This is a genomic window from Polaribacter sp. MED152, from assembly GCF_000152945.2.
Classification (GTDB): domain Bacteria; phylum Bacteroidota; class Bacteroidia; order Flavobacteriales; family Flavobacteriaceae; genus Polaribacter.
Map to the genome: position 1 here is coordinate 236,106 of NC_020830.1, position 20,472 is coordinate 256,577.

Genomic DNA, 20,472 nt, shown 5'->3' on the forward strand with positions numbered 1-20,472 from the left:
AAAATATAAGATTGCAAGAAAAGCTACAAAATTTGATTTGGCTAAAATTAAGCAATTTTTTATACACGTTGTTGTACGCTGGCTTTTATGTTATTATAATTAATTTCTTTCCGTTTATTTCTAATTCGACAAGTTGCAAATTATTACTCCTTTTAAAAACAAATCTGTTATTTCCTTTTTTCAATTCGGTATTAACAAAGAGTGTTGTGCTATGTCTTTTTAGTAAATGGTTTAATTCAAATTTAATGTCGTCCTCAATTTCAGATTCCAATTTGATAATTATTTTTCCTTTTCGCCTTTTTATCCGAATGTTTTTGAGTTCAGTTATTTCGTTAAGTACTGGTTTTTCAGGACGATTTATAAGAACAAATCCAAGATTACATTTTTCAGGATAAATTCCCTCGGATTCACATAGAGATTGCGTAATTTCAATGCTTTCAGCTGGAATTAATTTCAATTTTTCAAATTGTTCATTTGCAATGTCATTGGCTGTTGAAAAAATTCCACCATCTATAATTATTGTAAGCCAAAAGTCAATTTCGCCTTGTTCCGATTCTTGCTCATATTTAATTCTGTCGAAGATTTTGTTTTTACGCTCTTCAAGATTTAACTGTTTGATTTCCTTAATCCACTTTTGAGATTCCTCGTAATTTTTGAAATCTCCGCAGTTATTTTGTCCAAATGAAACTTGGCTAAATAATATAAATAGAATGAAGATTTTAATAGCTCTCATAAGTTCTCATCGCTTGCGTACAACGGTTTTGTGTATGGTTAGTTGCGTGTTTAAGTAACTAATTTAGTAAACAAAAACGAACGCGAGAAAATTCCGAAGGAATTTTCCAAATAAGCAACGACCAAAGCAATTAATTATACACGTTGTTGGCAACGGTATTTTTTATATTAAACATTGTTTGGTAATAAACACCAAGAACGATAGTTAATCTATTTTCAAATTTTTTCAGGTCATACTCGCTTGTCTTGAAAAGTTGTTTTTTAGCAAGCCTAGGACTTAATCGATATTTTGAGTTCATTCGTAAAAAACTGCTCGTTCCAATTCTCCAGTCGATTTTATTTGCAAGACAAGTTGAAAAATCAGAATTTAATTTTACTCGTATTGGATTCATCGAATTAACGTTGAATATTTTCATTTCTAAATCTGTTTCTTCTTCAGAACGTTTTGATTCAGTCCATAAATTTAAATTCCTAATTTTTAATTCCAATGAATCTTGAAAAAAGTCAATAGTTAATTCTTTATTTGCTAAATCAGATATAAATTCAAAATATGCAGCTTCAATAGAAATATCTGAATATTGCTTTTGCAGTTTATATTCAAACAATTTCACTGCTTTTTCTAATATTTCTTTTTGTTCTTTGACAACACAATCTTTCGACGATAAGACAGTCGAAGATGAATCAAATCCCGATTTACAGGAAAAAATTCCAAGAAATAATATGAATGCTAGTTTTTTCATATTGTTGCCAACGGCTCTGTATAAGCCTTGTTGCGTTGTTTTCAAGCTAAAAGTAAGCAAAATATTACTGATTAGAAAGTCCGTTAGGACTTTCGCAAGTAAGCTAAAAGCAAGCAATAAGGTTTATACCTTGTTGTAACCAGTACTTATTATGCGATTTTTAAAGTTGGATTACTTTCCGAATAAAATTCTCCAACACATAAATCAGAATTGTCAAGTTCAGGTGAAATCATAGATGTTGTTATTATTATCTGATGTCTTACTTCAATTTCGCTTGATATTTTAACCACTTCATTTTGAAAGCTCTGACTTCGAACTGGCTCCATTCCTTTGTCTTCTATATTGTCGCATAAAATAAATCTTGGATATCTAAAGAACTCTTTTTCCAGTGACGCAAAGAAAATAGCAAATCTGACACTATTCTTTAAATAGACATTTGAACTTTCCGAAAAATTATTTTCATCATCCAAAGTGAATGTGTTTTTTTCAAAGTCAAGCTTAATATTTTTACCTGTTTTAAACTCTGTTTGTCTGCCTAAATCACTATGCAAGAGTCTTAAACTATAATCTTGAATTAACTGGTATGCACTTTTAAGTCTTTTAAATTGTTCTGCTTCTTTAATTGAAATATTCGCTTTTAGTGCAGAAATTTTTATTCTTAAACTATTTAGTTCTTTCTTTAATACTTCAATTTGTTCTAAAGCTTTTAACTGTTTAATCAAATAATCATTCTTTGAACCAAGTTCACCTTTTTTAATTAATAGATTATCTAATTCTTGATTGCGTTCTGTTTTTACGTTTGAAAGTGCTTCATTTAATTCTCTTTGTAACCCTCTAACTTTTTGTTCTAAAGCAGGAAAACTGGATTTCAGCTCTAGTAAAGTATGTTCTTTTTCGATATACAATTTTTTTGATTCCCTTATTTGATTATCAATTTCTTGTTGCATTCGTTTTATTTGGGAAGAGCCTTTATCTTCTGGCAACTGCTGTTTGCATAGTTCGCAATGATTTTCGTCCAAAACAGGTTCTAATTGTGATAAACAATTAGGACAATGATTCATTTTTATGTCAACAAATGTTTCTCTTGTTAGTAGTGAATCTGATAAAGCAACTGCTCTTTTTTCTAAACTTTTTATAAAATCAGCGGAATCAATAAGTTCAAATTCATATTGATTTATATTTGATTGTAATACCGATAAACTCTGTCTTGTAGCTAGGATTTCCGTTTTGATTGAAACAATTTTCAATTCCTTTTCATTATCGTCTACTTCTACTTTTTCCTCTTCATTGTAAATCTTTTTGAGGTAGGAATCAATACTGTTAAGTTGACTGTAATTTTCTTCAATTAATGCATTTATAATTTGCGGATTAGTTTCAGTATCACTTGACTTAAAGATTTGTTCAATTCCTTCGAATTGTTTCTTCTTTACGTCAAAGTCTTTTTCAGATTCTCGAAGTGCAATTTTATCCGAATACAAAGAATCGTCATAAACACCAAATAATAAATCTGCTATGGTTTTTCTAGTTATAGCAGAATCAAAAGTATCTGTCATTAAAAGGTCAAGAGTTAAACTTTTCTGGTCAACATACAAAAGTCGAAGTATTTGGTGCATTGTAATATTGCTGTCAACATCACCTCTTAATTCAGGAAAGCCTAATGATAAGAAGAGAGCATTAGAAAAACTTTTTTTATTGCTCTTTTCGCTTCTACGATAAGGAAATATTTGCCAACCTTCACTTGCGGATTTTATTGCTTCTTCATATGTACCCCAAAAAATTGACATTGGTTGATTGCCAGAGGTTGACACAGTTCTTTTTATTGTTATTGGCTCTGTATTTACTAAAATTTCTGCATATACATCATTACAGGCTAATGATGCTTTTGTCCATTTTTTAAAATCACCTCCCAAAACATAAAATATAAAGTTGCCAATCGTTGATTTTCCAGAACTATTGTGACCTCTTATAATGTTTACACCATCGTGAAAATTTTCGTCATAGGCACTCTTTCCATCGTGAGTAAAAATAGAAAGCCTATTTAGTTTTAGAAATGGGTTATATTGAATCATATTTAAATTCTATTAGGTTAGTTCTTTCCTTTAAACCTAGATGACCAAAAAGATTCATTGATGCTAATGGACCAGTTATCAAAGTAATTAAGTTCGGATTTTCCTCGTTTGCTGACTGAATTCTTGAGAGTAAATCATCAGATAGCTTTTCATATGTTTTTTTAATATTTCCTTTTTTAAATTCTTCTGCATCGAAGATGCCATATGAAATTAAAGCCTTAATCGCAGACAATTGGATATGCTCCATTTTGAAAAACAGTCTCTTTCTGTCGATTACTCTTTCGTATTTGTTTTTTTCAGCTTTTATGTACTTTTTATATTTTTTAAAACCTCTAAAGCTTCTAATTTCCATTAATTCACTTGGAAAAGCTAAATAGAAATCCAAAATTCGCAACTTGTCAATTTCGATTACATCTTCAGTTTTCTCCATTATTTGAAGAACTCTAAACATTGTATGGTATAAATCGTACGCTTGATTATAGATTAACATATTAGTCCCATTTTATATGACAATTGCCTGTTAAAAAATATATCATTCCATTAATATCGTCATCATAAATCCTTAATAGATTTTCTCCCAATATATCTTCTAATGGTCTAATAATAAACTCACTTACTAACTCATTGATGAATATTTCAGGATGGTTTTCCTTTATTCTAGGTGCAATATTAAATTCAAAACTAGAGTAAACTTTTGCTAATAAGAATGCATAAATAAGTTGTGCTGTTTCAGAATGTTCGTTGCGTAAAAGTTTTTTAGCAAATTTTTCTTTTGATTTTTCAGCAAAATTTAAATAGCTTATTCTGTTCCCGTTTTCTAATTTCTTTTCAAGACCAATAAATTCATTTTCATCTGCATTTTTTTTGTAGTGTAAGAGGTCATCAACAATTTCACTAAAAATTGTTGAGCTTTCTCTTTCTTTTTCAAGTCTATCATATAACTTCTCCAATTGAGATTTTCCACCAATGGAGGTTCTGCCTATGTTATAGGTTGGCTTGTGAATGTCATTTCCAGCTAAATCGCCTTTAACTTCGTTGTTTGATTGACTTACTTCCTTTTTACTCATTTACGATTATTTGTTGATGTCTCTTCCTGCCATATCTCCACCAACTTTATTTTTCTTTTGAGTGACTTTATTCGATTTTTTATTTTTTCGAACTTTAATTACAATTCCAACAGCTGAAATCGCAATAATAGCAAGTATTATTTCCTTTAAATTATCTGTAATAAATTCCATAGTTTCAATTTTATTAGTTCGTTTCTCGTATTGGATACAACGTTTTTGTGTATGAAAAGTTGCGGTTTTGTGAACGAGGAATTTCCAACGGAAATTCAGAAGTTCGCAAAAAAGCAACCAATTTTAAATTAAGCTAAAAATAGCAATTTTTTATAAACGGTGTTGCCATTTCGTTTTTTTTTCAGGTTGTGATTATTCCTCCAAATTCAGTTTTCTAATTTTCTGTTTTATAGTTAATTCATTGAGTGTTTTGTTTCATTCTATTTTCAATTCCGACAAAGTGAGCAATTCCACATTTTGATAAATTCCTTCCTGAGTTGATATTAAAACAGTTAGATTTCATTTTTTGTCTTTTTTAATTTTAATTTCAATTCTTCAATTTCTCTATTTTTGTCTTTAATTTCCATTCTATAATAATATAAGCCTGTAATTAAGTAAATGATTACAAGAACATTTCTCAAACCACTACTATTCCATTCAAGTGATTCATTAAACTTACTTACAATTAGAGAAATTCCGAATAAAATAATTGAAATGTCAGAAATAATTTTTAAACCTTTTTTCATTCTTACAATTTTTCTTTTTTATTTCGTTCCGCCAATGAATGGCAACTAGTTATATGTTTATAAAATTACTCTTTTTTCATTAAATTTTACGGGATAACGTCACTTTTTTATGATCATTATCCGAAGATGCCACCTTTTGTAAAGCAACATCCAATGGATTCTGTATCTGCATTAAATCTTTTCTTTTAACATGCGTGTAAATCATTGTCGTTTCTGGCCTTGAATGCCCTAATAATGATTGTATATATCTTATATCAACACCATTTTCTAACAAATGGGTAGCATAACTATGTCTTAAAGTATGAGGCGTTACAGCTCTTTGAATTCCCGCTTTTTTACAACTTTTCTTTAGAAAAGCCCTAACAGAGCTGGCACTGTATTTTTCTCCATTCATACCTTCAACAAAAAACTCTTTAGGTTCATAAGAATAGTAGTAATTCTTTAACAAAGGCATAAAACTTTCGGCTAAACTAACATACCTGTCTTTTCTACCTTTGCCACTTTTAACAATCAATTGTTTTCTTTCTATATGAAAGTCTTTTAGTTTTAAGTTTATTAACTCACTAATTCGTAAACCACAAGAGTAGAGTAGGGCTATAATTGCTCTGTGCTTTAAATTTGTTGTTACACTTATAATGCGTAAAACTTCTTCTTGAGATAGTACTGATGGTAGTTTCTTAGATTTTTTAGGTCGTGTTAACTCTATATCATTAATTTTTGTAGAAGGATAATAATTAGTAAAAATTTTTAAAGCGCTAATAAACTGTCTTTGAGAACTTACAGAGTAATTACGTTCTATAAACACCTTTTCTATAAAAAGTTCAACATCTCTATTATCCAAATCGCTACAAGCCTTCTTGGAATGAAAATTAATGAAATCAGCAATGAAAAAAGTATAAGTTTTAAGTGTGCTTTCACTATATCTTTTACCTTTCATATAAAGATAGAATCCATTCAAGAGTTTCTTTTCGGGTTCACTCAAATTACGAGTAAACAATTGTTTTTTAGATAACTTTGAGGTGTCTAATTGAGCAATGTTTTTAAATAAGTTCTCTAAAATAGTTAAGTTTTCAGGGCTTGCTGAAGTATACCAACAAGCCAGACTTTTACTCCAATAAATATGTGGTGTACTTTTTAATTTATTGATAAGCTGCTGATGATAATCAAACTGAATTAATATTTTTAATTCTTTTCGATGAGTTTTATGTACAAGTATTACTTTGGGTAAGTTTGACAATTTTTCTTTTTTTAGCAGTCTAAATATAAGAAAAAAAATGATTATTTAATTGATTTTAACAGTTTGATTTTCAGTATTTAAAAATGTGTTAATTTGCATGCGGACGTAACTTTTATTGTATCCTGATTCAATTTGAGTTGCATCAGCATGCGATTAAAGTTGCGTCAGGGCTGATTTTTGAGGGCTATTTTACATAGTTCAAGATGAGCTGAAGGATAGTTTTTAGAAATAAAAAAACTCGATCAACATTTGTTAATCGAGTTTTATATAAATGTCTTGTAAATTTTTAGAATCTAAACTCTAAACCTGCATATGCTCCAAAAGGATGACCTGGTCTTAAACCTGCAGGAACTCTAGAAACTGCATAAGTTTCATCTAACAAATTAATAATGTTTGCAGTTAAATTTAAGTTTTTAGTTACATAGTACTTACCTGATACATCAACAATGAAGTTAGAATCTACACGTTCTGAATCTGCAATGGCTCCAGATCCTGCTAAGGTTCTAAACTCCCCATTGAAACGTCCATTAAAGTTTAATTCAAATTTGGTGTGTTCTAAAGAAAAGCCAACATTAAACTGGTGTTTTGGTATGTATGGCAATTCATCACCCACAGTTACTGTGCCCCATAAATCATTAGAACTACCAAAACTGTTTTGAAACTCGGTATTTGTATATGTGTAGCCAAAAGATAATGGTAAAGACAAGGCAGCATTTGCTTTTGCAAAATTATAGTTTACCAATAATTCTAATCCGTTTACATTAACCTCACCAGCATTAAATTGATCTAAGGAACCTGTACCACCTGTTGCAGCCAAATCGCTTCCTAATAAATTAGAATAATCATTAAAGAAACCAACTACTTCACCAGAAATACCCAAGAAATTAAAACGAGTTCCTAATTCATAGTTAATACTTTCTTCTGGCTCTTGACCATCTTGATTTCCTGGAGGCGAAAATCCTTTATGAATTCCTCCAAAAATAGAGAAGTCATTACTAAATTTATAATTTGTACCAATTCCTGGTATAAAAACGTCTACATTGTTTTCTCTTTCAGATAAATTTACACCTGTTCTATCAACATCACTTTTACCATAATCTTGTCTTTTTAAAGAGATGTTTTCATAACGTAAACCTGGGGTAAATGTCCAGTTGTTGTACTTTAATCTATAAGTAATGAAAGAGGCAAAAGCATTGGCACTAGATATTCTGTTGGCATCTGTACCAGGCACACCTGCAGTTGTTAATGTTAAATCTCCAGTATTAGAGATACTATATTGGTCTACCCATTGAAAACGATCTTCTTCATCATAATGAAAACGAACACCAAATTCAATATCATGGAAAGCATCACCATTATACCAGTGATAATCTAATTTTGACTGTATACCTTGTGAATAATATGCTCTGTTATTTGCTTTAACACCAATGGCATCTGCACCAGAATTTACGCTTCCGTTTACAATAGCAAAATGATCTGATAGTGTATTAGGATCGTCTAAAATGTTTGCAATAGATTGTTTATCGCCATTAAAAGTAATATCGTTTAATTTATACCAATTTCTAGAAAAGTTGTTACGATAAGCTGTAGTGGTTAAACGAACATTATTCGAAAAATCAGCTTTATGTGTTATAGCATATTGCGTATGATCTGTGGTCATTTTATCTTCATTAGAAGATGCATATCTAGAAAACGGATTGGCATTAAAATCTGCTTCTGTTAGTCCTAAATACGTTTCATTACCTACTTCATCTGAGTACTGAAATTTAAACTCTAAAGATTGTTTAACGCTTGCATTAGGAAATAGATTTACAGAGAATTTTGCAACAACATCATTTTTGTCAAAACCTGTATCTTTTCCACTTGGTAAAGTTTTAAAACCATCTGAACCATAGTTTAAATATTCTACCATATACCCAAAAGTGTTGTTTCCTCCACCCACTTTTGCATGCAATTGTTGTGAGTTAAAACTACCATAGCTAGCTCTAATTTTCCCTCCAAATTCAGTCGGAATTTGAGATGAAATCATATTAATAGCACCACCAGTTGTAAATGGGCCATATTGCACTTGGCTACTACCTTTTAATACTTCTACAGCTTCCATTCTTGCAATTGTAGGAAAATAATAGGCAGAAGAAGCACTATAAGGTGCAGGTGCTATTAAAATACCATCTTCCATTATTGTAATTTTAGAACTACGTTCTGGAGAGGTACCTCTTAAACTAATATTTGGCCTTAAACCAAAACCATCTTCTTCATAAATAGAAACACCAGGTACTGTTCTTAACGCTCTATTTACATCTGTAAAACTAAATTTCTGTAATTCTTTTGGTGATAAATAATAAGCAGAACCTGTTCTGTTTTTCGCTACGTATTTGTTACCAAAAATTTTAGTAGTAGAAATGATAACTTCGTCTAATTGTTGAATAGAATCTAAAGTCTTTGCTACTGCTTTCTTTTCTTGAGCGTTGATTGTTAACGTGATAAGTAATAAAATTAATACTGCTACCTTCTTCATTTTATTTAGATTAAGTATAAATAGTTTTTAAATCGGGTGCAAATATACAACCTCATAACAGTTTTTCCAAAGCTTATTTAGAATAAATTAAAATAAAATATCAGAATTATTCAAATTGATGAGAAAAGGCCTGAGAATCAAAAGAAAACGAATAAAGCATAAAATTAAATTAGTTTAAAATCATTATATATCGTAAATTTGCTCGCAATTATATCTTAATTGCCACATGATCGCACACGAAAACAAAATTTTAGGAGAAGGTCTTACTTATGATGACGTACTTCTAGTTCCAGCATTCTCAGAAGTCTTACCTAGAGAAGTTAGTATTCAAACAAAATTTACTAGAAACATTACTATTAATGTACCTATTGTATCTGCAGCTATGGATACAGTAACAGAATCTTCTTTGGCCATAGCCATAGCAAGAGAAGGTGGTATTGGTGTTTTACATAAGAATATGACTACAGAGCAACAAGCTCAAGAAGTTCGTAAAGTAAAACGTGCAGAAAGTGGTATGATTCTAGATCCTGTAACACTTCAAATGGATGCTACTGTTTTAGATGCAAAATTAAGCATGAAAGAACACAGTATTGGTGGTATACCTATTGTTGATAAAGAAGGTACGTTAAAAGGTATAGTAACCAACAGAGATTTACGTTTTGAGCATAAAAATAAAAGACCTATTGTAGAAGTAATGACCAGTGAAAACTTGGTTACTGCAGATGTTGGTACGTCTTTAAAAGATGCTGAGAAAATTTTGCAAAACTATAAAATTGAAAAGCTTTTAATTGTTGATGCAGATTATAAATTAAAAGGATTAATTACGTTTAGAGATATTACTAAAGTTACACAAAAGCCAATTGCCAATAAAGATTCTTTTGGTAGATTAAGAGTAGCTGCTGCTTTAGGAGTTACTGCAGATGCTGTAGATAGAGCTTCTGCTTTAGTAAGAGCGGGTGTAGATGCTGTAATTATAGATACTGCTCATGGGCATACAGCTGGAGTGGTTAAAGTATTAAAAGCGGTTAAAGATAAATTTCCTGAGTTAGATGTTGTTGTTGGTAATATTGCAACTGCAGAAGCAGCTAAATATTTAGTAGAGGCTGGTGCAGATGCTGTAAAAGTAGGTATTGGTCCTGGTTCTATTTGTACAACAAGAGTTGTGGCAGGAGTTGGGTTTCCTCAATTTTCTGCTGTTTTAGAGGTGGCAAACGCTATAAAAGGTAGTGGTGTTCCTGTTATTGCAGATGGAGGAATTCGTTATACAGGTGATATTCCTAAAGCAATTGCTGCAGGTGCAGATTGTGTAATGTTAGGTTCATTGCTAGCGGGTACAAAAGAATCTCCAGGAGAAACAATCATTTACGAAGGAAGAAAATTCAAATCATATAGAGGTATGGGATCTGTAGAAGCTATGAAACAAGGTTCTAAAGATAGATATTTCCAAGATGTAGAAGATGATATTAAAAAGTTAGTACCAGAAGGTATTGTAGGTAGAGTGCCTTATAAAGGTGAATTATTTGAAAGTATTCACCAATTTATAGGTGGTTTACGAGCAGGTATGGGATATTGTGGAGCTAAAGATATAGAAAAGCTAAAAGAAACAGGTAGATTCGTAAGAATCACAGCTAGTGGAATTAACGAAAGCCATCCTCATGATGTAGCTATTACAAAAGAAGCACCTAATTATAGTAGGAGGTAAGCTAACTTAATTAGATATATTTAAATCTTTTCTTGATGATGTATTCATTAAGAAAAGTTTTTTAATTGCTAAAATTCTGTTAATCCAAAAATTTCTTGTAACAAACTTTAAAACAAAACGTCATATAAATGATTGCAATAAGCGGTTTAAATTGTAGTTGTAATTTTATAACACAATTAGCTTATACCAATCATATTAGTTAGTTTTTAATAGTTTGTTAAGAGTCAGTGGCAGATATGCTTCTGGCTCTTTTCAATTAAGTTTGTTAGTTCTTTTTAGTCGGAATTTTATCTCTTTCTATCTTACCTTTTTTCAAGGCTTTGTAGTTTTCATAACAGTCTAAAACCGCTTCAATCATTTGTAAGTCAGAGGCTTTTCTAATAAAATATTCAGAGTAGTTACAATCTGTAAGCAATTCACTCAACTCTTGTCTATCCATATCAAGGTATTCCATCATAACCTCTCTATCAAACTTACCAGCTAACATTTTTCTTAAATCGTCTTCCTTTTTAAGCTTTTGTAACTTTTTAAGTTGTTTTGGTTTTTTACCAAACAGATTGTACAAATAATCTACTGGCTGAAATAGGGCAGCTAAAGGTGAAGAAAAGTCTCTTTTCTGTGGCTTACCAACCTCATAAGTTTGTCTTAACCCATTTATATGAATTCTTGTAAATCTATCTTTAGGTACTTGTTTTACATCAATTTCTAAAACTCCAATTAATTTAGTAGACTTTATAACAACTTCCTTAATTTCTTGAGGCTTTTCGTACAAAGCAATCTCTAGCTCATTACCTTTTAATAAATCGTTAGTTATTTTCAATTTTATGGATGAAAATCCAAGATAAGAAACAAGAATTGTATCATTAACACTTGTAGGTAATTCAAAAAAACCTTTATCATTAGTGATGGTTCCTTGTACTGTATTTAAATTTAAAACATGAGCAGCACTTAAAGCATCATTGGTATCAGCATGAATAATCTGACCTTTAAGAATGGTTTTTTGAATACTGTCATTTTGAGAAAATGCATTTAGCGTGAATACAAAACTCAATAAAAAGATAATTTTTCGCATAAAAACAAAATTAAGTATTAAACACGTTATAAAGGTTAATATTTTGTGAAGAAGTATAAAAAAGAGGCAAAAAGTGCGCACGAGAAGATTCGAACTTCCACAAACTTAAGTTTACAGCCCCCTCAAGGCTGCGCGTCTACCAGTTTCGCCACGTGCGCTTTGTATTTAGAAAACAAAAAAGTTAAGCAAATGCTTAACTTTTTCTCTTGTGACCGGGCTGGGGCTCGAACCCAGGACCCTCTCCTTAAAAGGGAGATGCTCTACCAACTGAGCTACCAGGTCAAAAATTAACAGGTGCAAATATACTATCAATCTTTGAAATTGAAATAGAAAAAAGCATAAATTTTTATCGATATTTGTAGAAAATTACAAATTATGAAAATTGTCTTGTTAGGTTACATGGCTTCAGGTAAATCTAGTATTGGTAAAAGATTGGCTAAATCTTTAAATATCAGTTTTATAGATTTAGATGATTATATTATTGAAAAAGAAAATTCATCTATCGCTGAAATTTTTAGTTCTAAAGGAGAAATTTATTTTAGAAAAATAGAACATGTTTACTTAAAAGAAATTCTAGATAACGAAAAAAACTTTATTCTAGCTTTAGGTGGGGGCACTCCTTGTTATGCAAATAATATGGATCTTATAAATAACAGTGCAGCAACATCTATTTACTTGCAGGGCAATGTGCCAACTTTGGTCGAAAGATTAATTAAAAAGAAAGCAAAAAGACCTTTGGTTGCCTCTTTATCTGATGAACAAATACCAGAATTTGTAGCGAAACATCTTTTTGAAAGGAGAGCGTTTTATGAACAAACAGAAATGACTTTTAAAATAGATCAAAAATCAAAGAAAGCAGTTGCTAAAGAAATTGAAGGTGTGTTGCTACTACATTAAATAAGCCTTAGCTTCGAGATCAGAAAAATCTACTTGAATATGTTCTTTAATAGAGGTGGATAGAGATACCCCTTTAAAATCTGCTTTTACAGGGTATTTTTTATGATTTCTGTTTACTAAAACTGCAGTTTTAAATCGCTTTAAAGGCACGTCTAAAAAATGCTTTACACCATATATTAAAGTGGTTCCTGAGTTTAAAACATCATCAACTAAAACTAGCGATTTATTTTTATAATCTTCTACTTTTAAAGAAGTTGTAATTGGTTCTAATGGTTTTTTCTTGTTGATAGTAACTTCACAAATGGTAACCTTTAAATTAGAAATTTCGGTTAGGGTAGCTACTAGTTTTTCAGCAAAAATATATCCATTACCAACAATACCTGCTATAATTACTTCAGTTTCATTACTATTGCTTTCAAAAATTTGATAGGCAATTCGCTTTATTTTTTGGTTAATTTGTACGTTGTCTAAAATTATATTGCTCTCAGTTGTCATTATTCTTCAGTATTATCTGTAAAACCTTCTATATCTCTTCTATCTTTTTTGGTTGGTCTGCCTGTACCTTTTTTACGGTAATAATCTTTAGAGTACTTTAATAACTCATTTTTCTGAAACTCCTCTTTTGGAGTCACGTCTTTTCGATACAGATCTACCAATTTTGCACCAACTCTACTTTCAGGTAAATCTAAAACTTTTATTTGATAATTGATTTGATTTTTTCGAACTCTTATAAGTTCATTTCCAAACACCTCTTTAGAGGGTTTAATATTAGCATCATCAATCTTTACTTGCCCTTTTTTACAAGCATTTGTAGCCAAACTTCTTGTCTTAAAAAGTCGAATACACCATAAGTATTTATCAATTCTCATAAAAAAAGTTAAAATATAGGTTTTGTCTTTTTACAAAGGTATAAAAATGGTAAATTGCGCGCTCAAATTTAAGCTATAAATGATAAAATTTAGAAATATAATTGTAGTTCTTGTACTATCAGTTTTAATATATGCATGTGGAGATGACGGTTTTTTAGTGAATCCGTTTGCAGATGTAAACCATATAGAACTTGCAAAAACAGATAACGACTCTATTGTAAAGTTTTTGCAGAACCATTATTATGATAAAGATTTAGATTCTGTAAAGCCTTTGGTAGATGGTGAAACTGCAATGATAAACGATGTTTCTAGTTTAAGAACTTTAGATATTACAGAAAATACTATTGATTATAAATTGTATGTTTATGTAGCAAGACAAGGAGATTCTGGTGCAGATCCTGATAAAGGTTTTCCAACTAGTGTAGATTCTGTTTTTGTAAAGTATGATGGACGAACAATGGGAGGTACTACTTTTTCTGAAAGCAGCTTTGATAGTAATATTTCTGGTATTTGGTTTACATTAGTAAACGTAATTAGAGGTTGGTCTTATGGTTTTACTCAAGTAAAAGGAGGTGAACTTAAGAAAGACGCGAATGGTGGTCCTTTTAATGGGCCTGTAACCTATTTAAATGGGGCAAAAGGTGTTTTATTTATTCCTTCTGGTTTAGCTTATCCATCATCTAACGTAAACAATCAAACAAATTCACTGGTAGACACGAATTTAATGTTCTATTTTGATTTGTTAACTATTGTACCAGACACAGATCATGATAATGATGGTGTACCATCAATAGCTGAAGATGTGGATGGAGATGGAATTGTAACTAACGATGATACTGATGAGGATGGTTTTCCTAACTATTTTGATGTTGATGATGATGGTGATGGTGTTTTTACCATAGATGAAGATGCTAACAATGATGGAGACCCAACTAACGATTTTAGTGATCCTAATAATCCTGATTTACCAGATTATTTAAATCCGGACATTAATTAGAATTTTTCTAATTGAATTCAATAAAAAATCGCTTTTCATAATGATGAAAAGCGCTTTTTTATGTTTGTACTTTTTTAATTAAGCTTATTTACTTTTACGTTTACAAGCCAATAAGGTATTCTTTAATAACATTGCAATTGTCATTGGACCAACTCCACCAGGAACAGGAGTAATAAATTCAGACTTTTCAGCAACTTCATCAAAAGCAACATCACCAATTAATCTAAATCCTCTTTTTTTGCTTGAATCTGCAATTCTAGTAATTCCAACATCAATTACAGTTACATTATCTTTTACCATATCTGCTTTAACAAATTCTGGTATACCAATAGCTGCAATAATGATGTCTGCCTGTAAGGTAATTTCTTTTAAGTTTTTAGTTCTACTATGACACATAGTTACAGTAGCATTACCTACTTTTCTTTTTTGTGATAATAGAATACTCATAGGGCTACCTACAATATGACTTCTTCCTAAAACAACTACATGTTTTCCTGAGGTTTCTACATTATACCTTTCTAACAATTCTAAAATTCCAAATGGAGTAGCAGAAATAAAGGTTGGCAAGTTTAAAGCCATTTTACCAACATTTGTTGGATGAAAACCATCTACATCTTTATCAGGATGAACAGCCATAATAACTTTTTGCTCATCTATATGTTTTGGTAATGGTAGTTGCACTATAAACCCATCAATATCATTATCTACATTAAGAACCGCAATTTCATTTAATAAGTCTTCTTCAGAAATATCTTCTGGTAATCGTATTAAAGTAGATTCAAAACCTACACGTTCGCAAGCCTTTACTTTTGCATTTACATAGGTTATACTTGCACCATCATTACCTACAATAATTGCAGCTAAATGAGGTGTTTTATGGCCTTTATCTTTTAAATCTGTTACTTCTAAGGCTATTTCTTCTTTAATATCTGCAGAAGTTTTTTTGCCATCTAATAATATCATGTGTTGTGTTGTTGGTGTTGTTTTGTTGTATTTGTTAACGCATTCCTTGCATCATTTGCATCATTTTTTTGCCTCCACCACCTTGCATCATTTTCATCATTTTACTCATTTGATTGAATTGCTTCATTAGCTGGTTTACTTCTTGAATAGATGTACCAGAACCTTTTGCAATTCTTTTCTTTCTACTTGCATTTATAGTTGATGGTGTGCTTCTTTCTTTTGGAGTCATTGAATGTATAATTGCTTCAATTCCTTTAAAAGCATCATCATCTATATCTACATCTTTCATGGCTTTACCTGCACCAGGAATCATACCTACTAAATCTTTCATGCTACCCATCTTTTTGATTTGCTGAATCTGATTTAAGAAATCATCAAAACCAAACTGATTTTTTGCAATCTTCTTTTGTAATTTTCTAGCCTCTTCTTCATCATATTGGTCTTGTGCTCTTTCTACTAAAGAAATAACATCTCCCATTCCCAAAATACGATCAGCCATCCTGTCTGGATAAAAGACATCAATAGCTTCCATTTTTTCACCTGTACCAATAAATTTAATTGGTTTATTTACTACAGATTTAATAGATAAAGCAGCACCACCTCTAGTATCACCATCTAATTTGGTTAAGACAACTCCATCAAAATTTAAAATGTCATTAAACGCTTTAGCAGTGTTAACAGCATCTTGCCCAGTCATAGAATCTACAACAAATAAGGTTTCTTGAGGTGTAATTGCTTTGTGAATGTTAGAAATCTCTGTCATCATTTCTTGATCTACAGCCAAACGTCCTGCAGTATCAATTATTACAACATTTTTTCCATTTGCTTTTGCGTGTTTAATTGCATTTTGAGAAATTTCAACAGGATTATTGTTGCCAACTTCTGCATAAACTTCAACGCCAATTTGTTCACCAACTACTTGTAATTGGTTTATGGCTGCAGGTCTATAAACATCACAACCAACAAGTAAAACTTGTTTAGATTTTTTTGTTTTTAAATAATTGGCTAATTTTCCTGAAAACGTAGTTTTACCAGAACCTTGTAAACCAGACATTAAAATTACAGTGGGTGAACCACCTAAATTTACACCAACAGTTTCACCACCCATTAATTTGGTTAATTCGTCTTTAACCAATTTTACCATTAACTGTCCAGGGTTTAATGTAGTTAATACATCTTGCCCAATTGCTTCAGTCTGTACTTTTTTTGTAAACTCTTTGGCTATTTTAAAGTTAACATCGGCATCTAATAATGCTCTTCTAACTTCTTTTAAAGTTTCTGCAACATTAATTTCTGTAATTTGGCCATGACCTTTTAGGGTGTGTAAGGCTTTATCTAATTTATCACTTAAATTATTAAACATAATTTGTATTCGTTTTTTGGAAACACAAATTTACAAATTACTGTTCGCTTATAAAAATTTAAAAACCTAATCTCTCTTTAAAAAAAGACTAGCTAAAAAGTTGATTAAATGAATGAAAATAGATACGAGGAATAGAAAAAATGAGATGAGAAACAAGCTGTTTAAATCGAAACTTAAGAAGGTTTCCGTTTGTAAGTTTCCTGTTTCATCTAAATTAAAAATGGCGTACAAATAGGGTAGAAGCGCAATTATTTGAAGTAAAATATGTAAAATAGTTAATATATTTTGAGGTGATTTATTCGCCCAGTTTAATGCTAAATAATTTAACCCAATTAAACCAAAATAGACAGCAGAAACATAACACCAAAAATCTACATTGATTAAATAATATATGTAAGAAATACTAACATCAATAGGTACATTTCGTTTTACAAACCCAAGAATTAAAAAAACTGGGATTAAATAAAAAAAGAAGAGATGGGGTTTGGTAATAAATTTTTTCAACTAGTAATATAATTTTAAGGAATCTAAATGGTGTTCTGTATGATGTGCTGTCCACATAATTATTTCTCTAACAGTCATTTTACCCATTAGAGGATGAGGGAGTATTAAGGTGTCTAAGTTCTTTTCGCTAATTTTTTTGGTTTTGTATTGCAGTTTCTTTTGTTGAATTTGATATCGAGTTAACAAACGATCTCTTTGTTTTAAGCTTGGTGTCTTTAAATCTTTATTAAATTTTGCAGCTCGCTCTTTATTGGCTAGTAATTTCTCTTGATATTTGTTTGCTACAGTTTCGTAATCTCTGCTTTCTCTATTGGCAACACCAAATTTATATTTAATGAAAAATCGCGGATAACTTAAAGCATTGTTCAATAATTGAATGCTATTTACCAGATGTAAAATATGCTGACCAACAGTCCATTTACCTTCTGGAGCTTCCATCCAGATCGCTCTTGGTTGTTCTTTTAACCATTCAAATAGTTCTGCATGTTTCTGTTCTAACAAGTCTGCAATGTCAACTTTATCCATCCTTCCAATATTAGTTACTAAAAGTATGAAAATTAATTAGATTCAGCATTATGATCAAGAATTTCAATCTCTTAATTCAAAAAAAACTCATTAGAAAGAAATATCTAATGAGTTTTAAAATTCGTGAAGTACAAAAACCTTATTCTTTTGGTATAAAGTTTAAAGCTACTCCATTAATACAATGACGCTTTCCTGTTGTCTTTGCTGGTCCATCATCAAAAGAATGCCCTAAATGACCACCACAGGTATTGCACTTTAATTCTGTTCTGGCATAACCAATTTTATAATCTACATCTAACTCAACATTGCCTTTTATTGCTCTATCAAAAGAAGGCCAACCTGTACCAGAATCAAACTTATGTTCTGATTTGTATAAAGGAGTTTTACATGCTGCACATACAAATGTACCCTCTTTATAATTCTTGTTTAAAGGACTTGTGAAAGGTCTTTCTGTGCCTGCTTCTCTTAAAACATAATATTCCTGAGGTGATAAAAGCTTTTTCCACTCAGCATTTGTTTTTTCAACTTTATAGGTTTTTTTATCTTTCTTTTTTGATTCTTGCGCATTTCCTGCACAGCTAATAATTAAAACGAATAGAAATAAACTTGCTATTTTTTTCATGTATGTTCTTTTATAAATTTTACAATTCTTAATGATATATTGTTATTCCTTAAAATTTTTGTGTGACCTAATCCATTAGTGATTATAAGTGCACCCTTTTGTAAACTTTGACGAATATTTATGGCACAACTTACAGCTACATCTCCATCTAAAACATCATGAACAATAAAAGAAGGAATACTTACTTTTTTGGCAGCTACACTTGTTGAATTGTCATCTAAACGAATGCCTAATTTTTTCTCAAATAGCGCTATAAATTTATTAGCAAACGAAGTATTCAATCCTATGTTTTTAATGAAGTTATAAAATATATCTGATACTTTGTCTGCAGCACCAATAGTTACTAAACATTTAAAAGCATTACAATCGGCTTGTACGTTCATCAAAACCATACCTCCAAAAGAATGTCCAATAGCAGCATCAAATGGTCCAAATTCTTTTTGAATACCCTTTACGCAATCTATATATTCAATTAAGTTTGTTGATTTACCTGAGGATGAACCATGTGCAGGTGCATCAAAAGAAATTACCATATAACCTTGTTCTAGTAAATGATTGGCAAGCATAAAAAGTTGGGTAGATCTACCTGACCAGCCATGAGCAAGCAAAACTTTCTTATCTGAAAAACCATAGGAAATAATTTGAATGGTTTTATCGATTTCTTTACAATAGAATTTCTTTTTTTGAGAACTGGCTAACATGCCTAATTCTCTTTCTGGCCTTGCAAATTGAATAGGAGTTGCAAATAACCTACTTATAACAAAAAGAGTTAATCTAGTAGATATTGCATTTAAGAATTTTATACCAACCTTTACAATCTTTGGAATGGCCAAATTAGATGAAAATTTTGGTTGTTTAAAAAACTGTTTCATGAATTACAAAATCAAATAGGTTCTTTTAATTTTCAATACAGCACAAATATTGGTTAATTAATTAATAAATTGCAGTCATTAACCGAAAAAATATTGAACAATGAAGAAAATAATAACTTTAGTAATTACCGTTTTTCTATTTGTAGAATGCAGTACAGTGCCAATTACAGGTAGAAAAAGAGTAAACTTTGTAAGTGACTCTCAGGTATTACCAGCAAGTTTTGCACAGTACAATACATTTTTAGAAGAGAATAAACTATCTACTAACAGAGCTATGAGCAACCAAGTACAAAGTGTTGGTGTAAAAATTTCTGAGGCCGTAGATCGTTTTATGCGAGCTAATAATATGGTAGAAGAAGCTAATGCATATAAATGGGAGTTTAACTTGGTAGAAGATAATACAGTAAATGCTTGGTGTTTACCAGGTGGAAAAGTAGTTTTTTATACAGGCATTATGCCAATATGTGATAATGAAGATGGAGTAGCTGCAGTAATGGGGCATGAGGTGGCACATGCATTTGCAAAACATGGGCAGGAAAGAATGTCTCAAGGTCAATTGCAACAAATTGGTGGTTTAGCAGTAGCTTTAGGAACATCTAGTCAAAACCCAGAAACACAGCAATTATGGAACACTGCTTTTGGTATTGGTTCTGGATTGGGAATGTTAAAATTTAGTAGAACTCATGAGGAAGAAGCAGATAGGTTGGGCCTAGTGTTTATGATTATGGCTGGTTATGATGGTACAGAAGCTGCAGAAGTTTGGGTTAGAATGAGCCAAAGAGCTGGAGGAGGAAGTCAAGGACCGGAAATTTTAAGTACACACCCACACAATGCATCTAGAATTCAAGATTTAAGATCGTATTTACCAACTGCTAGAAAATTAGCAGCACAATACAATACTCCTGTAAAAAGTTAAGAATTGTAAGAAATAAAATTTCTATATTGTAACCGCTCAAAATTTGTTTTGAGCGGTTTTTTTATAAAAT

General features: G+C 30.9%; 21 protein-coding genes and 2 tRNA genes. 4 read left to right on the forward strand and 19 right to left on the reverse strand.

The window, feature by feature from the left end; all coding sequences use genetic code 11:
* Nucleotides 1–85: 85 nt before the first annotated feature.
* From MED152_RS01065 to MED152_RS01105, 9 genes are all read right to left on the reverse strand, one after another.
* A complete protein-coding gene (locus MED152_RS01065; RefSeq protein WP_015479991.1) occupies nucleotides 86–733 on the reverse strand; it encodes a hypothetical protein in 648 nt (215 codons plus the stop codon).
* Between the two features lie 130 nt (nucleotides 734–863).
* On the reverse strand, nucleotides 864–1,517 hold the full coding sequence (locus MED152_RS01070) for a hypothetical protein (RefSeq protein ID WP_041383271.1): 654 nt from the start codon (nucleotides 1,515–1,517) through the stop codon (nucleotides 864–866).
* 104 nt (nucleotides 1,518–1,621) lie between these two features.
* Nucleotides 1,622–3,541, reverse strand: coding sequence for a hypothetical protein (locus tag MED152_RS01075; RefSeq protein WP_015479993.1), 1,920 nt, complete (start codon nucleotides 3,539–3,541; stop codon nucleotides 1,622–1,624).
* The gene (locus tag MED152_RS01080) at nucleotides 3,528–3,971 is read right to left on the reverse strand and encodes an ABC-three component system middle component 5 (protein ID WP_148284791.1); all 444 of its coding nucleotides are present in this window, start codon (nucleotides 3,969–3,971) and stop codon (nucleotides 3,528–3,530) included. The genes MED152_RS01075 and MED152_RS01080 overlap by 14 nt, the downstream gene beginning before the upstream one ends.
* A 61-nt stretch (nucleotides 3,972–4,032) precedes the next feature.
* Nucleotides 4,033–4,608 carry an ABC-three component system protein gene (locus MED152_RS01085; RefSeq protein ID WP_015479995.1) on the reverse strand — a complete coding sequence of 192 codons (576 nt, stop codon included), beginning with the start codon at nucleotides 4,606–4,608 and terminating at the stop codon, nucleotides 4,033–4,035.
* A 6-nt stretch (nucleotides 4,609–4,614) separates the two neighbouring features.
* Entirely contained in the window at nucleotides 4,615–4,779 is a 165-nt protein-coding gene (locus MED152_RS13705; protein WP_187288763.1) for a hypothetical protein, read from the reverse strand.
* A 332-nt stretch (nucleotides 4,780–5,111) separates the two neighbouring features.
* Nucleotides 5,112–5,345 (reverse strand): hypothetical protein, encoded by a 234-nt coding sequence (locus MED152_RS01095; RefSeq protein WP_015479997.1) that lies wholly within the window; start codon nucleotides 5,343–5,345, stop codon nucleotides 5,112–5,114.
* A gap of 79 nt (nucleotides 5,346–5,424) precedes the next feature.
* Nucleotides 5,425–6,582: a site-specific tyrosine recombinase/integron integrase gene (gene xerA / locus MED152_RS01100; RefSeq protein WP_015479998.1), complete on the reverse strand. Its 1,158-nt coding sequence runs from the start codon at nucleotides 6,580–6,582 to the stop codon at nucleotides 5,425–5,427.
* 286 nt (nucleotides 6,583–6,868) lie between these two features.
* Complete coding sequence (locus MED152_RS01105) at nucleotides 6,869–9,100, reverse strand: TonB-dependent receptor (protein WP_015479999.1); 2,232 nt, start codon at nucleotides 9,098–9,100, stop codon at nucleotides 6,869–6,871.
* Between the two features lie 226 nt (nucleotides 9,101–9,326).
* Here MED152_RS01105 and guaB point away from each other — a divergent pair, with 226 nt between their 5' ends.
* Entirely contained in the window at nucleotides 9,327–10,802 is a 1,476-nt protein-coding gene (gene guaB / locus MED152_RS01110) for an IMP dehydrogenase (protein ID WP_015480000.1), read from the forward strand.
* 265 nt (nucleotides 10,803–11,067) lie between these two features.
* On the opposite strand, the gene MED152_RS01115 is transcribed toward guaB, so the two are convergent.
* The 3 genes from MED152_RS01115 to MED152_RS01125 form a co-directional block, all read right to left on the reverse strand.
* Nucleotides 11,068–11,874 carry a carboxypeptidase-like regulatory domain-containing protein gene (locus tag MED152_RS01115; RefSeq protein ID WP_041383273.1) on the reverse strand — a complete coding sequence of 269 codons (807 nt, stop codon included), beginning with the start codon at nucleotides 11,872–11,874 and terminating at the stop codon, nucleotides 11,068–11,070.
* A gap of 74 nt (nucleotides 11,875–11,948) precedes the next feature.
* Nucleotides 11,949–12,032 (reverse strand) — tRNA-Leu (locus MED152_RS01120).
* Between the two features lie 51 nt (nucleotides 12,033–12,083).
* Nucleotides 12,084–12,156, reverse strand: a tRNA-Lys gene (locus tag MED152_RS01125).
* A gap of 93 nt (nucleotides 12,157–12,249) precedes the next feature.
* Between MED152_RS01125 and MED152_RS01130 the strand changes: the two genes are divergently transcribed.
* Nucleotides 12,250–12,771, forward strand: coding sequence for a shikimate kinase (locus MED152_RS01130; RefSeq protein ID WP_015480002.1), 522 nt, complete (start codon nucleotides 12,250–12,252; stop codon nucleotides 12,769–12,771).
* Here the strand turns inward: MED152_RS01130 and MED152_RS01135 are convergent.
* Nucleotides 12,763–13,266: a phosphoribosyltransferase domain-containing protein gene (locus MED152_RS01135; protein WP_015480003.1), complete on the reverse strand. Its 504-nt coding sequence runs from the start codon at nucleotides 13,264–13,266 to the stop codon at nucleotides 12,763–12,765. The genes MED152_RS01130 and MED152_RS01135 overlap by 9 nt on opposite strands.
* On the reverse strand, nucleotides 13,266–13,640 hold the full coding sequence (locus MED152_RS01140) for an RNA-binding S4 domain-containing protein (protein WP_015480004.1): 375 nt from the start codon (nucleotides 13,638–13,640) through the stop codon (nucleotides 13,266–13,268). Before MED152_RS01140 ends, MED152_RS01135 begins: the two co-directional genes overlap by 1 nt.
* A 79-nt stretch (nucleotides 13,641–13,719) precedes the next feature.
* Between MED152_RS01140 and MED152_RS01145 the strand changes: the two genes are divergently transcribed.
* Nucleotides 13,720–14,637, forward strand: a complete 918-nt coding sequence (locus MED152_RS01145) for an FKBP-type peptidyl-prolyl cis-trans isomerase (protein ID WP_015480005.1) — start codon at nucleotides 13,720–13,722, stop codon at nucleotides 14,635–14,637.
* Nucleotides 14,638–14,721: 84 nt separating this feature from the next.
* Here the strand turns inward: MED152_RS01145 and folD are convergent, their stop codons facing one another.
* From folD to MED152_RS01175, 5 genes are all read right to left on the reverse strand, one after another.
* The gene (folD, locus tag MED152_RS01150) at nucleotides 14,722–15,600 is read right to left on the reverse strand and encodes a bifunctional methylenetetrahydrofolate dehydrogenase/methenyltetrahydrofolate cyclohydrolase FolD (protein WP_015480006.1); all 879 of its coding nucleotides are present in this window, start codon (nucleotides 15,598–15,600) and stop codon (nucleotides 14,722–14,724) included.
* A gap of 34 nt (nucleotides 15,601–15,634) precedes the next feature.
* Nucleotides 15,635–16,963 (reverse strand): signal recognition particle protein, encoded by a 1,329-nt coding sequence (gene ffh / locus MED152_RS01155; RefSeq protein ID WP_015480007.1) that lies wholly within the window; start codon nucleotides 16,961–16,963, stop codon nucleotides 15,635–15,637.
* Nucleotides 16,964–17,467: 504 nt separating this feature from the next.
* Nucleotides 17,468–17,992 carry a DinB family protein gene (locus tag MED152_RS01165; protein ID WP_015480009.1) on the reverse strand — a complete coding sequence of 175 codons (525 nt, stop codon included), beginning with the start codon at nucleotides 17,990–17,992 and terminating at the stop codon, nucleotides 17,468–17,470.
* Nucleotides 17,993–18,131: 139 nt separating this feature from the next.
* Nucleotides 18,132–18,614: a peptide-methionine (R)-S-oxide reductase MsrB gene (gene msrB / locus MED152_RS01170; protein WP_015480010.1), complete on the reverse strand. Its 483-nt coding sequence runs from the start codon at nucleotides 18,612–18,614 to the stop codon at nucleotides 18,132–18,134.
* Nucleotides 18,611–19,486: a S9 family peptidase gene (locus MED152_RS01175; RefSeq protein WP_015480011.1), complete on the reverse strand. Its 876-nt coding sequence runs from the start codon at nucleotides 19,484–19,486 to the stop codon at nucleotides 18,611–18,613. Before MED152_RS01175 ends, msrB begins: the two co-directional genes overlap by 4 nt.
* A gap of 100 nt (nucleotides 19,487–19,586) precedes the next feature.
* On the opposite strand from MED152_RS01175, the gene MED152_RS01180 reads away from it, so the two are divergent.
* Entirely contained in the window at nucleotides 19,587–20,402 is an 816-nt protein-coding gene (locus tag MED152_RS01180) for a M48 family metallopeptidase (RefSeq protein WP_015480012.1), read from the forward strand.
* The last annotated feature ends 70 nt before the right edge of the window (nucleotides 20,403–20,472 follow it).